Genomic DNA, 13,750 nt, shown 5'->3' with positions numbered 1-13,750 from the left:
CCGATGTCCCTGTCGAGGTTCCTCATCAAGCGCTCGCTCCAGGGGCTGTTCGTCATCTGGGGGGTCATCACGGTCGTCTTCGGTCTCCGGTTTATCTCACCGGGCGACCCGGCGAACGTGCTCTTGCCCCCCGACGTCGACCCCGAGGTCAGAGCGCAAGTCATCGCCGAACTCGGGCTAAATGAGCCGCTGTACATCCAGTACTGGGAGTTCATCTCCGGGGTTCCCGTCGGCGACCTTGGGCTCTCGCTCGTGACTCGGACGCCGGTCACGGCCCGCGTCCTTGCGAAGTTGCCAGCGACGCTGGAGCTAGCCATCGCGGCGACCGTCGTCGCCATCGTCATCGCGATTCCGTTGGGCGTCCTCTCGGCGACTCGCCGACACGAACCCGCGGACTACGGAGCGACGGTGTTCTCGCTCGTCGGTATCAGCACCCCGAACTTCTGGCTCGGGGTGATGCTCATCATCGTCCTCTCGGTGCAGTTCAATCTGTTCCCGACGAGTCAGCGACCCATCGGTTTCGACGGCATCGTGGGGCTTCTCACCAGCGGTAACCTTGATGCGGCGATAGACGGCTTCGGAACGTGGCTGTGGCACATCACGCTGCCCGCCATCACGCTCGGGACGTACTTCACCGCGCTCATCACGCGACTCACCCGAAGCGGGATGCTCGACCAGTTAGGCCAGACCTACGTCCGTGCGACGCGGGCGAAGGGGCTCCCGGAGACGCTGGTCCGCTACAAGCACGCGCTTCGAAACACGCTTATCCCGGTCATCACCGTTATCGGGCTCCAACTCGGCACGCTCATCGGCGGGGCCGTCATCACGGAGGCCGTCTTCGCGTGGCCGGGACTCGGGACGCTCATCATCAACAGTATCAACGCCCGCGACTGGCCGGTCCTGCAAGGGTCGCTCATCGTGGTCGCGGTCGGCTTCGTCCTCGTAAACATCCTCGTAGATGCCCTGTACGCCTACGTCAACCCACAGGTGGCCTACGATTGAATCTCCAGGTTAATCGATGATATCGGAACGCACACGCAGAAACCTTCGCCGGGAACTCCAGCGAAGTCTTCTCGCGAAGATTGGTATCGTCGTCGTCGTCTTCATGGTCGCGATGGCGATCTTCGCGCCGTTTGTCTCGCCGTACAGTCCGTCTAAACAAGACCTCGACAACGCGCGCCAGCCGCCGATTGGCTTCAGCACTAAAGAGACGAAGGAAGTCACGAAGATGGAAAACGGGAGCGTCGTCATCGAAAACGGCGAAGTCGTCACCGAGACGCGAACTGTCTACACGAACGCGACGCTCGCCCATCCGCTCGGGACCGACGGAAACGGGAGAGACATCCTCTCTCGTCTCATTTACGGCGCGAGAACGTCCATCCTCGTCGGCCTGTTCGGAACGTCGCTCGCTGCACTCATCGGTGTCCTCGTCGGGTTGTCGGCGGGGTTCTACCGCGGACGCGTCGACGACCTGCTGATGCGGAGCGCCGACATCATGCTCGCGTTCCCCTCTCTCGTCCTCGCTATCGCCCTCGTCGGCGTCTGGGGACAAGCACAAGCGCCCATCCCCGACCCGTTCGTCGTGACTGGGCTCGCCCCGGCGTTCCGTTCCGCTGTCGGTCTCCCGACTGGGATGCCGGAAACTGCCGTGCTTCCGGGGACGGTCATCGTCGTGGTCGCCCTCGTCAACTGGGTCTGGTTCGCCCGCGTCGCGCGCGGTGAAGCACTCTCTATTCGCGAGGAAGAGTACGTGAAAGCCGCACACGCTCTCGGCGCGAGTGATGGGCGGACGATGCTTCGGCACGTCCTCCCCAACGCAATCACACCCATCCTCGTCTTGGCGACGATTCAGGTGGCCGCCATCATCCTCCTCGAATCCGCGCTGTCGTTCCTCGGGTTCTCCGGGGCCGACGTGTCGTGGGGCTTCGATATCGCCCTCGGTCGGCAGTACCAATCGACCGCGTGGTGGATTTCGACGATGCCCGGTCTCGCTATCGTGGTGACGGTCATCGGGCTAAACCTCGTCGGCGACTGGCTCAGAGACGCGCTCGACCCGGGTATCGAGGGCGAGGGAGGCGTCTAAGATGGCGGACAAGATTCTCGAAGTCCGTGGTCTCAGTACTCGGTTTTTCACCGAAGAGGGACAGGTCAACGCCGTCGAGAACGTCTCGTTCGATATCGAGGACGGCGAGATATTCGGTATCGTCGGTGAGTCGGGGTCCGGAAAGTCGGTCACCGCACTGTCGGTTATCGACCTCATCGAGTCGCCCGGTCGCGTGACCAGCGGCGAGGTCTGGTACCGCAACGCCGACCTCGCCGACGAGTTCCGCGGGTCGAAACCGCAAGCCGTCGACGGCGACCTCGTTGATATCCGACAACTCTCGGAAGGCGTCCGTCGGTCGCTCCGCGGCCCCTCGTTCAGCATGGTGTTTCAGGACCCGATGAGTAGTTTCAACCCCTCTATCACCGTCGGCGAGCAGATTGCCGAGGCGGTCGAGGTACAGCGCCGCGCCCGCTCGAACCCACGGAGTACGCGCTCTCGGACGCAGGGGTACGGTCTCGGTTCGCTCATCGTGGACACACTCGTCCCCTCGCGGGAGTACGTCTCCGACGAAAGCATGGAGAGAGCGGTCGAGTTGCTGGACCAAGTCGGTATCCCCGACCCGGAAGACCGCGCAAACGAGTATCCGCACCAGTTCTCCGGCGGGATGCTTCAGCGTGCGATGATTGCACAGGCGCTCGCGGGCGAACCCGACATCCTCGTCGCCGACGAACCGACGACGGCGCTCGACGTGACCATCCAAGCGCAGATTCTCAACCTGCTCCGCGACCTGCAGGAAAAAGAGGGGATGAGCATCCTGATGATTACTCACGACCTGGGCGTTATCGCTCGGATGTGCGACCGCGTCGGCGTCATGTACGCCGGTGAAGTCGTCGAGCGGGGGTCGCTCGCGGATATTTTCGATAACCCCGTCCACCCCTACACGCAAGGATTACTCGGGTCGATACCGGACGTTGACGACCCCGCCGCCCGTCTCGAACCCATCTCGGGGAACGTTCCGAGTCTCATCGACTCGGAGATGCCGAACGCGTGTTTCTTCGCCGACCGATGTCCCAAAGCTATGTCTGACTGTCTGACCCGCATTCCGGAGTACGAAGTCGATGGACGCCACAGCGCTCGCTGTGTCCTCGTCGAACAGGAGTACGACCCAACCGAATCTATCGAACCGGAGGAAGTAGCCGATGACTAACTCGCTCTTGGCGGTCCGCGACCTCCAGAAGTACTATTTCGAACAGGACACGCTCATCGATAGCCTCCTCGGACGGGGCCAACAGAGCGTCAAAGCGGTCGACGGAATTTCATTCGAGATTGAACGCGGCGAGACGCTCGGACTCGTCGGCGAATCCGGGTGTGGAAAGTCCACGACCGGTGAGACGCTGCTTCGACTGCGCGAGGCGACCGGTGGGTCGGTCCGGTTCGACGGGCAGAACGTCTTCGAGATGGGTGACGACGACCTCAAAGCGTTCCGCAAGGAGGCACAAATCGTCTTTCAGGACCCGTTTTCGAGTCTCGACCCGCGGATGACAATCGGTGATATCGTCGCCGAACCGCTGAAGATTCACGGCATTCCGGACGACTCCGGCGACGCCTCGAAACGGGAGTGGCGTCGCGACAAAGCCGGTGAGTTGCTGGAACGGGTCGGTCTCTCCGCGAACCAACTCGACCGGTATCCACACGAGTTCTCCGGCGGCCAGCGCCAACGTATCGGTATCGCCCGGGCGCTGGCGCTCGAACCGGACTTCATCGTCCTCGACGAACCCGTCTCGGCGCTCGACGTATCCGTCCAAGCACAGGTGTTGAACCTGCTCGACGACCTGCAAGACGAGTTCGGACTCACCTATCTGTTCATCGCACACGACCTCTCTGTGGTCAGACACATCTGCGACCGTGTCGCGGTGATGTACCTCGGAAATATCGTCGAACTCGGACCCACAGCTGACCTGTTCGAATCACCGAAACATCCCTACACGAAAGCGCTCTTGGAAAGCGTTCCACGACCGTCGACCGACGAACACGGCCGCCGCGTCGAGGCGCTTTCGGGAGATGTTCCATCTCCCCGGAACCCCCCGTCAGGGTGCCGGTTCCGGACGCGGTGTCCGCAGGTCATCCCGCCGGACGACCTCGATATCGACCAAGAGACGTACCGCGCCGTGATGGACCTCCGAGACGCTCTCGCTGTCGGTGATGTCAACCCGGACCATATCTGGGAGGCCGCCGACCCCGAGCGAGTCGATACAGAGGCGTTCATCGAGGAGGCACGGTCGCGACACGTCGCCGTCGAACTCCACGGTGAGGTTGCGGGCGTCGTCGACACGGCGCTCAGCCACCTCACAGAGGGCGATTTCGAACGTGCACGCGAGACGCTTCGAGATCGATTCGAGAGTCGGTGTGAAACACACCGCCCTGCCGTTGGGGACGTTCCCCACCCCGCAGCGTGCCACCTTTACGAGGGGTCACCCGAGGTGACGGTTACCGAGACGAACGCCAATACTCCCGCGGAAGCAGACGACTGAGCTTCTGTCCCGCCGCAGACGACTACATAACCTGGATGGCCGCTTTCGCCCACCGGCGAAATCACCCCGTAACGAAACGTTCAGGCACCCACCGAGCACATCATCGCTGTGACACGGTATCGCAATCTCGGATTATTCGTCGTCCTCGCCGCTGTCTGGGGGTCCGCGTTCATGGCAATCAAAGCCGGACTGGAATTCTTCCCTCCGGTTCTCTTTGCCGCTCTGCGCTACGACGTTGCAGGAGTGATAATGCTCGGGTATGCGTTCTACGCGACCGACTCGCCGCTTCCACGCGGTCGAGCAGAGTGGACGGAAATCGCTATTGGAGCCGTCTTCCTCATCGCGAGCTATCACGCCCTCCTGTTTATCGGTGAGACTGACCCGGCAGTTACCAGTGCCGCTGCCGCCGTTATTGTGAGTCTCAGCCCGGTTCTCACGAGCGGTTTCGCACGACTACTGCTTCCGAGTGAGCGATTGACGCCGCTCGGAATTGTCGGTCTCCTCCTCGGACTCGTCGGCGTTGCCGTCCTCTCCGAACTCGACCCGAGTAATCTACTGGCTGGCGGAACCGTTGCGAAACTCCTCATCTTCGGGGCGGCAGCGGCGTTCGCTCTTGGGTCGGTTCTCACTCGACGCGTCGATTCCGACATGCCGATAGAAACGATGGAGGCGTGGTCGATGCTCGGTGGGGCGCTGCTGATGCACGTCGTCTCTGTCGGTCTCAACGAGTCGTTCGCCGACGTGGTTCTCAATACGGAATCCATTGTCGCGCTCGCGTACCTGTCGCTCGCGGCGAGTGCGCTCGGCTTTCTCATCTACTTCGACCTGCTCGCCCGTCTCGGCCCGATTGAGATTAATCTCGTCTCCTACGTCGCACCCGTCTTCGCGGCGTTGTCTGGCTGGGTATTCTTGAACGAAGTACCGACTTCTGCCACAGTGGGTGGATTCGGTCTCATCTTTATCGGGTTTATCCTGTTAAAACGCAGGGCGATTCAGAGCGAGCTCCGGTATCGACTCGGCAACGAAGCCAGAACGACCGACTGACTGCCTACTCGTCGAGCCGTTCGACGGAGACGACTTCACCGATCATCGTCCACCCGTCTTCACCCGGTTGCTGTCGTCCGACGATGACGGCATCGTTGTCGTCAGTGGTCGCGAACCGATACACTGCGTCGTCACCCTCCCTTCTTCCTTCCGCCTGAAACTCGGTCTGGAAGAACTCGGCGCTCTCCAGTGTGAACGTTCCGTCGAGTTCCTCGCCGACGACGAGGTGCATGGTGTTCGGATGGATGTTGTACATGCGCTTTGCGACACGATTGAGGTCAGCCATCGTTCGACAGTCGTTCTCGGCGAATAAATCGCTACGGGACTGTCGGTACTGACTCGGTTGGTGTCGACCCACCGACGTCAATATCCTAGACTGTCCCGACAGCCCGACGGTGCTATAACTATCATAAATCGCTCATATAGACAACTACACCAATGCTCAACGTGGCCTCGACTGGCTCTCGGCTACTCACCGAGACGTCGTACGTTAGTCAGGGTTCTGTGACTATTCAATAACTCATATTGTTATCATGAATAAAAAAGTTAGAGACGCTTGTAAAGTATTAGCTTACTTCTAAGCTATTTGTGAATGTTCTCGTTTAGCAGATTGTAACAGGTAAATGAGAATGAAACGAATCGAATCCTCGCACGTAATTATGACCCCACGTGTCTATACAGTAGTTGTAGGTGTCCCCCAACGATGTCGAACTCCTCGTCTACGGTCCCCCGCGAACGCCTCTCCAAACTTCGGGAGAGGGTCACGGACGAACAGCAACTCACCACCGGGCTCAGACTCATCGCTATTCCAGTTCGTTTTATCGGGTTCTGGGTTGCCGTCGCGCTTCCGTTCCTCTATCTTCCACTACTGGTGGGAGGTCTCTCCGGAAGTGAACTGACTGCCTTCGTCGCGCTTGTCGCAGTCAATGCGCTCGCGCTCGTCGTCGGCCACAACTACGCCCGCTCGTAGTCTGCACCGCTACGGTTTCTCTCACTGCCCTCCCTTCCTCTTCCCTCCTCTTCCATCCCTCCCTTCCTCTTCCCTCCTCTTCCACCCTTCCCTTTTCCCTCCCTCCAATTTACGTCTCAACACCCGACTCTCGCGAGAACGGGTGTACCACGATTAACAGTCGCAAATCGGGGGTCTTTACCACTGGTCCGGCCGTCGAATTTCGTATGTCGCTGGAGATGGTTCCACTGGGACGAACCGGGACGAAAGTTTCGGAGATTGCATTCGGAACGTGGCGGTTCGGTCGGCAGAACGATGCGGGCGTTGTCGAGGTCGGGGGTGACCGGGCACACGAACTCCTCGATGCATACGCCGCTTCTGGGGGGAACTTCATCGACACTGCGGATATGTACGGCGACGGGGCGAGTGAGACATTTATCGGAGACTGGCTCTCGGACCGTGACCGAGAGGACTTCGTTATCGCATCGAAGATTTTCTGGCCGACTCGAGAGGACGCAAACGGATGTGGACTCAACCGAAAACACCTCCGTCGGCAGATTGACCTCATTCTCGACCGGCTCGGAACCGACTACGTCGACCTGCTTTATATCCACCGCTGGGACGACGAGACGCCGGTTGAGGAGTTCATGCGGACGCTCGACGGGTTCGTCCGCGATGGAAAGGTGAACTATCTCGGAACGTCGACGCTCGAACCTAACGCTTGGAAGGTCGTCAAGGCCAACGAACTCGCGGACAAGCGCGGCTACGAACCGTTCCGACTCGCCCAGCCGCGGTACAACGCGGTCAACCGCGAAGTCGAAGGGAACTATCTCGACATGTGCGCCGACTACGACATCGGTCTCATCCCGTGGTCGCCGCTAGCCGGTGGATTTCTCACCGGAAAGTACACTCGCGGCGAGCGCCCACCAGCGGACTCTCGCGCTGCGAATGACCAGCGCTTCGCCGATTCGTATCTGACTCCGGCCAACTTCGACGCACTCGAAGTTATCGAGACTGTCGCGACCGAAGTCGACGCTTCGCCCGCACAGGTTAGTCTCGCGTGGCTCATGCACCACCCGCAGGTCACTGCCCCCATTATCGGTGCGCGGACAGTCGACCAGCTTAAAGAGGATATCGTCGCCGCCAACATCGACCTCACGGCCGACCAATTCGAGCGCATTTCGGCCGCCAAACAACATCTCTCCGCGTGAACACGCCGAACCGTCAGGTGTAGGTGTCGGCGGCGGGTATCACCGGTCATGACCGACGACGTGTTCGACTCCGAAGCATACATCGCCGAACTCCGGGCAAAGCGAACGGAGAAAGACGAATTTTTCGACACCCATCCGCAGTCACCCATTCCGCCAGAAGAGCGGGACACGTTCGACGGATTGGACTACTTCGACCCGGACCCAGACTACCGCGTGACCGCATCGGTCGAGACGCACGACGACCCCGAACCAGTCGTAATGGACACCTCTACGGGCCGTGAAGTTCGGTATCTCCGCGTTGCGACGTTCCACTTCGAACTGCGCGGAACCGACCTCGAACTCGGTGCCTACCGACAGGAACACGACAACTCACCGACGCTGTTCGTTCCGTTCCGTGACAAGACCACCGGGCAGCAGACGTACAACGGCGGCCGGTACATGGAACTCACGCCCGACGCGCCACTCGACGAGTTGGACGAGGTAGTCGTCGATTTCAATCTCGCGTACAACCCCTTCTGTGCCTTTACGGACACGTTCGATTGCCCGCTCCCACCGGAAGAAAATTGGCTCGACGTGGTCGTTCCCGCGGGTGAACAGACGTACGACTCCGCGTAGCAATCGAAAGCGCAAGTTCCATATCGGACGCTTCCGCAGCGGTAGATATGGGACTGCTCAGTTCGCGCAAAGCCATGCTCGGGATGGTGCTGATGATTGTCGGGACGATTGGGATGCTGCCGGGAATGCTTCCGGCAGCCAAACAGATGATGACAGTCGCACTCGTTCCCGGTGCGCTTGCGCTCACGCTCGGCACGTGGATGGTCGGCACGTCCGAAGGCGGCCGTCCGGTCTGAATCCGTCGCTTCCACTCGTCGTATCGTTCAAAAAAGACTGAATTCTACGTTCGCGTTACGCCTCTGGTCCGCTCCACTTCTGGAGTGTCGCGGAGTTCTCGCCGGAGTCGGATTCCCAGACAACGCTGGCGGTGGCGCTTGCGAGGTTGACGTCTGCTCCTGCACCGTTTTCACCCGAACCAGTTGCGAGTCCGGAAAACGAGTCGTCGTCGACTGTTATCGTCTTACCGGCACTCATCGGGTCGGGTATCGATGGCTCACCAGAATCAAGTGATGCACCGTTCCCTTCACCGTCTTTCGCACCATCGATTACGACGGAGAGCCTCGCTGCAGGTATTTTATCACCGGTCTCGTGGGTAATCTCGAGGACGTCACCATCTGCACTCGCGTCCGAGTTTGCTGAATTGTTGGTGTAGTCGAAGTCGAAGCTCGCTTGCGGTGCCGTCCCCGTCTGCTGGCCGAGTCCCAGCACGAACGTGCCGATAACGGCAGCGAGGATGACGGTAATCGCGACCATCAGGATGACCCCGATGACTGGCGAGACTGCACTATCGTCTGTGAGGAGTTGTTTGAATTTCATTGGGGAGGTATGTCAGTTACAATGAAAATTCAGTTTGTTTGAACCTAAAGCTACCGGGGATTCAGGAGTGCAAAGAAAACAGTGGTGTGAAGGTTAGTTCGTGGTTAGGCGTCGGGGCCGGACCACTTCTGGAGGGTGGCGGAGTTGCTGCCACTTTCGGAGGTCCAGACGATGCGGACGGTTTTGTCGTGGAGTGTATCGCTTTTCCCGAAGACTGTCACTGTAGACCCAGCAGTTACATCGGCACTGGAGTCAGTGAGGTCTTCCCAGCTAAGACTCTGTGCTGGTGTGAGCCCATTCTTCGCGCTTGTCGCGTTGATGGTAACACTCGTTGAGATATTGAGCTGGCTTGGGCTCACAGATTCACCGCTTTCGTGGGTGATGTTAAGGTAGTCGTCAGCGCTCTGGTTGTAGCTGAAGCTGAAACTCGCCTGCGGAGCCGTGTCTCCAACCTGATCGCCGAGACCGAGGACGAACGTCCCGATAACGGCGGCGAGGATGACGGTGATAGCCACCATCAGGATGACTCCAATCACCGGCGAGACTGCGTCGTCGTCAGCGAGGAGTTGCTTGAAATTCATCTATCCGTTGTAGGTCCACTTCTGGAGAGTGGAAGACGTACTGCCACTTTCGGAGGTCCAGACGACGCGGACAGTTTCACCGTCAGAGAATCCATCAGTCCCTTGGTCTTGAACTGTAATACTAGCACCTGCGGAGATAGTCGCAGTACCACCGGTCTGTGATTCCCAGGCAGTACCATCAGTAGTGATTGGACCAGTAATAGTAACGAGTCCACCATCAATCTGCTCACCACTTTCGTGAGTAATCGTAAGGGTGTCAACACCGTCGTAATCGAAACTGAAACTCGCCTGCGGTGCCGTCTCACTAACTTGGTCGCCGAGTCCGAGAACGAAGGTACCGATAACGGCGGCGAGGATGACGGTGATTGCCACCATCAGGATAACCCCGATAACTGGACTGACTGCACGGTCTTCTGTGAAGAGATGTTTGAGTTGCATGCGTTGTGTCCGACACCCGGACGGTAGCAACGCCGAACCATGCTGGCGCGTAGTGCTGGTACGCGTTTCGGCCAGCTCCCTGCCCGGCACCCGCCGCGGTGTGTCCAATCGACTGGTATCTCCGGGATAACTTAAATGTAGGTGCCAAATTAATGGGATATTACAGACAGGATTTGGTAGCTTAATATGCTGTTTATATGGTGTTTAAGTTTCTAAAGCCGGTATCCCGAAAGAGACTGTGAACTAATATTGACATTAGTCGTTGTATTCTTGACTTGATTACTGGCTACCGCGGAGAAAAGCGAACTCGCGGATGTACTTTCGAGATGAGACTCAGCTCATTTCGTCTATAGTAATTGTTCTCACGTATGCGCGTGTGGACAAACGCTCCGTGAAATCTCTCGTGAGATAGCAGTCACTCAAGAATCAGTGTCGTCGAGAACGAGTACGCCCCCGGAGAACCGGGGACGCCGTTCCTACCCAAGGTGGCGTGCGCACGCAACATACCCGTTTTCTATAGCACTACAAATGCTTTGTGGACTACATGCCGCTTTCGCGGGCTGTATCTAACGAATGTTAACGTTTCAGAAACGGTTCAATCACACAAAGTATTTACCGGGAACGCCCAACGGGTGTAACTGTACCCCTGCCCATGGAGACATTCGCGAGTACCTCGCCTCGGCCCGGGTTTTGCCCGGCTTGGTTACGTCCGAGGGTCGACGAAAACGGTGTCCCCGACTGCAACACCCATCAAATCAACAATGACACGCAATAAGCAAATCCGCGCGGTACTCCTCGCTGCGCTGATGGTCTTCTCGGTTTTCGCCGGGTCCATCGCGTTTACGGGTAGTGCTGCTGCCGATGCGTCCAGCGTGAGCGGTTCTGTGTCTGGCGACACGGTAACTGTCTCCGCGACGCTTGCTGGCAACGAAGACAACGCTACGGCGTTCGTCGACGTTGACGGCGACAACGCATTCGACGCAAGCGAACCGCACACGAACAACACGAACCTCGGTGGCGCAACCTCGCTCAGCGAGGATGTTGACGTCAGCGGCGTTTCTGGCGGCAACTACAACGTCGGTGTCGTGACCAACATCACGAATTCGTCGTCCGAAGCGACGACGATGTCCAGTGGTACGGTCACCATCGACGACAGCGAGGCTCCTGAACTCGAATCCGCCGTTCACTACACGAACGCGAACGGAAACGACGTTCTTGAGCTCTCCTTCTCCGAGGATATGGACGACTCTACCCTGAGCAACATTCAGGTCTACCAGGACGACGAAGAAAAGACGAATACTATCGTCTCGTCATCTTCCGAGCCTAACCCTGGTCAGGTCGTCGTTCAGACGAACGACCTCTACACGGGTGACCTCGTTGTCAACCTCGAAGGTGTCACAGACACTTCCAGCACCGAAATCGGTGATGGTATCGACGACGACAACAACGCGACTGTTACTGTCGCAACTGTCACTGTCACCGAGAGCGACTCTGGCACCACCGACGCCTACAAGGGCGAAGTCGTCGCTCTGACGAACGGTAGCCTCAACACTCCTGTCGAAGTCGAATCTGACGACGGACAGGGTGACAACGAAGGTTACTCCTTCTCGGGTTCCACTGGCAAGACCTCTGAGGTCTTCACGTTCGACACCCAGAAGCGTAATGCCGGTGAGCGCTACAACATCACCATCGCTTCTGACTCCGACAGCAAGGTCGAGGTCAAGGACCTCAACCTCTCCGTTGCTGTCGACGACCTGAACGTCACTAACGAAGACATCATCGAGGGTACGGCCTCTGCACGTGCAGGTAACCGTGACGTCGACGTCAACCTCCTCGACGACGATGGTGACGAAGAAGACTCGATCCCCGCAGAGCTCGACGGTCAGGGTGAATACGACTTCGAATTCGACACTGACTCTCTCGACCTCGACGTTGGCGATTACACTATCGAAGTTGTTGACGGTCCATCCGGTGTCACCGTTGAGTCCGACACCATCACCGTGACGAAGGCTGGCGAAGGTAAGACGGACTTCAACGACTCCGTCATCGACGACCACCGTGGCGACGTTGTCGCCATCCCGGTGACCCTCGAAAACACTGACATTGCAACTGTCTCCGTCGGTACCCCCGAACAGGGTTACGCCGCAAACGTCACCGTCGAAGACGGTAACGACGACGGTACGGTTACCCTCCTCTGGGACAGTTCGCAGTCCACGGTGACCAACAACGTCCACAACACTGTCTTCGACGTTGAAGACGGTGACGACGACATCCTCACTGGCTCCGATGGTACGACGGAAGTCACCGTCGCAACCAGTGAACTCATCGAAGAGGGTACCTACGACCTCGAAATCCGCACCGGCGACGCGCCGACGGACGCCGAGAACGTCGCTCAGCTTACCCTCAACGAAGCTGGTGTCAACAACGTCCAGACGTGGACTGCACCGTCCAGTGAGTCCCTCTCGGACCTCGACGAAGTTAACGACGCACTCGACAACGCTAACCTGACCAAGGACCAGAAGATCGCGTTCAAGGACCAGGTTGTTGTCCAGATTGAAGCCCCCGGCCTCGAAGGTACTGTCGGCGCTCAGGACGACGAGACGCCGCAGTTCTTCGCGAAATCCAACGGCTTCAACGACTCGTACCGTCTGACCATCAACCAGTCCAACCCTGGTCCGAACCGCGACCCCAAGATCCTCGCCGTCTCCAACGCATCCGTCGTTGCTGACGGTGACAACGACACGTACTACGTCGTGATCGACTCCAACGAGATCGAAGCATACCGTGACTCCGACGACAACGGTGTGGTCGACTCTGGCGAGATGACCTCGAACAACGCAGTTGACGTCGAGGACGACGACGAGTACAACGTCGAGTTCAAGATGATCGAGAAGAAGGAAGTCCAGAACAGCCTCGCTCTCGTCGAGGACAACAAGTCGGCTGTGACTTCGTACAGTCACGTTGAAGCCGAGCACACGTTCGATGTCTCCGACAATGACGAGGTCAACGTGACGAACGCTGCGGACCAGGTTATCTCTGGTTCCTCCAACGTCGCGCCCGGTACGGAACTCGCGCTCAAGGCCGAGTCCTCCGGTGACACGCAGCCGAAATTCCTCAAGACCGCTACGGTCTACGTGCAGGAAGACGGCTCGTTCTCTGCAACCTTCGACTTCTCCGAACAGAGCGTCGGTGACGAGTTCGAAGTGACCGCTGACGGTGGCGTCGCACCTGACGAGACGGTCGACGGCAACGTCCTCGAGACGGTCGAAACCGAGACCACCACGGAAACTGGTGACAACAACACCACCACGACCGAGGTCACGGACACGACCGATGTCACGGAAACGACCACGGAAACCACGACGGCAACTAACGAAACCACGACGACCACTGAAGGCGATACGCCCGGCTTCGGTGTCGTCGTTGCCCTCGTCGCACTCGTCGCCGCTGCGCTCCTCGCAGTCCGTCGCGACTAAATTCCGTTAACTAACTACCGGGACATTCCCGGCCCTTTTCCTTTC

General features: G+C 58.7%; 14 protein-coding genes. 10 read left to right on the top strand and 4 right to left on the bottom strand.

Translation table 11 applies throughout. From position 1 onward, the window contains the following. Positions 1-3 precede the first annotated feature (3 nt). From HFX_RS11285 to HFX_RS11265, 5 genes are all read left to right on the top strand, one after another. A complete protein-coding gene (locus HFX_RS11285; RefSeq protein WP_004059880.1) occupies positions 4-1,002 on the top strand; it encodes an ABC transporter permease in 999 nt (332 codons plus the stop codon). A gap of 16 nt (positions 1,003-1,018) precedes the next feature. Further along, entirely contained in the window at positions 1,019-2,083 is a 1,065-nt protein-coding gene (locus HFX_RS11280) for an ABC transporter permease (protein ID WP_004059882.1), read from the top strand. Position 2,084: 1 nt separating this feature from the next. After that, positions 2,085-3,251: an ABC transporter ATP-binding protein gene (locus HFX_RS11275; RefSeq protein ID WP_004059884.1), complete on the top strand. Its 1,167-nt coding sequence runs from the start codon at positions 2,085-2,087 to the stop codon at positions 3,249-3,251. Then, complete coding sequence (locus tag HFX_RS11270) at positions 3,244-4,575, top strand: ABC transporter ATP-binding protein (RefSeq protein ID WP_004059886.1); 1,332 nt, start codon at positions 3,244-3,246, stop codon at positions 4,573-4,575. The genes HFX_RS11275 and HFX_RS11270 overlap by 8 nt, the downstream gene beginning before the upstream one ends. A 108-nt stretch (positions 4,576-4,683) precedes the next feature. Then, positions 4,684-5,619, top strand: a complete 936-nt coding sequence (locus HFX_RS11265) for a DMT family transporter (RefSeq protein WP_004059888.1) — start codon at positions 4,684-4,686, stop codon at positions 5,617-5,619. Positions 5,620-5,623: 4 nt separating this feature from the next. Here the strand turns inward: HFX_RS11265 and HFX_RS11260 are convergent, their stop codons facing one another. Further along, the gene (locus tag HFX_RS11260) at positions 5,624-5,905 is read right to left on the bottom strand and encodes a hypothetical protein (RefSeq protein ID WP_004059890.1); all 282 of its coding nucleotides are present in this window, start codon (positions 5,903-5,905) and stop codon (positions 5,624-5,626) included. A gap of 417 nt (positions 5,906-6,322) precedes the next feature. Here HFX_RS11260 and HFX_RS11255 point away from each other — a divergent pair, with 417 nt between their 5' ends. The 4 genes from HFX_RS11255 to HFX_RS11240 all read left to right on the top strand — a co-directional run bounded on the left by HFX_RS11255 (position 6,323) and on the right by HFX_RS11240 (position 8,630). Next, entirely contained in the window at positions 6,323-6,589 is a 267-nt protein-coding gene (locus HFX_RS11255) for a hypothetical protein (protein ID WP_004059892.1), read from the top strand. 206 nt (positions 6,590-6,795) lie between these two features. Beyond that, positions 6,796-7,779, top strand: coding sequence for an aldo/keto reductase (locus HFX_RS11250; RefSeq protein WP_004059893.1), 984 nt, complete (start codon positions 6,796-6,798; stop codon positions 7,777-7,779). A gap of 48 nt (positions 7,780-7,827) precedes the next feature. Further along, positions 7,828-8,394 (top strand): DUF1684 domain-containing protein, encoded by a 567-nt coding sequence (locus tag HFX_RS11245; RefSeq protein ID WP_004059895.1) that lies wholly within the window; start codon positions 7,828-7,830, stop codon positions 8,392-8,394. A 47-nt stretch (positions 8,395-8,441) separates the two neighbouring features. Beyond that, a complete protein-coding gene (locus HFX_RS11240) occupies positions 8,442-8,630 on the top strand; it encodes a hypothetical protein (RefSeq protein WP_004059897.1) in 189 nt (62 codons plus the stop codon). 55 nt (positions 8,631-8,685) lie between these two features. Here HFX_RS11240 and HFX_RS11235 read toward each other — a convergent pair whose 3' ends face one another. The 3 genes from HFX_RS11235 to HFX_RS11225 form a co-directional block, all read right to left on the bottom strand. Next, positions 8,686-9,210, bottom strand: coding sequence for a type IV pilin (locus HFX_RS11235; RefSeq protein ID WP_004059899.1), 525 nt, complete (start codon positions 9,208-9,210; stop codon positions 8,686-8,688). A 104-nt stretch (positions 9,211-9,314) separates the two neighbouring features. Further along, entirely contained in the window at positions 9,315-9,791 is a 477-nt protein-coding gene (locus HFX_RS11230; RefSeq protein ID WP_004059900.1) for a type IV pilin, read from the bottom strand. Further along, a complete protein-coding gene (locus HFX_RS11225) occupies positions 9,792-10,229 on the bottom strand; it encodes a type IV pilin (protein ID WP_004059901.1) in 438 nt (145 codons plus the stop codon). A gap of 761 nt (positions 10,230-10,990) precedes the next feature. Between HFX_RS11225 and HFX_RS11220 the strand changes: the two genes are divergently transcribed. After that, positions 10,991-13,705 carry a BGTF surface domain-containing protein gene (locus tag HFX_RS11220; RefSeq protein ID WP_004059902.1) on the top strand — a complete coding sequence of 905 codons (2,715 nt, stop codon included), beginning with the start codon at positions 10,991-10,993 and terminating at the stop codon, positions 13,703-13,705. Positions 13,706-13,750: the final 45 nt, after the last annotated feature.

Source organism: Haloferax mediterranei ATCC 33500, assembly GCF_000306765.2.
GTDB lineage: Archaea > Halobacteriota > Halobacteria > Halobacteriales > Haloferacaceae > Haloferax > Haloferax mediterranei.
The sequence above is the reverse complement of the archived record's forward strand: the minus strand, read 5'-3'. Positions and strand labels throughout refer to the sequence as shown.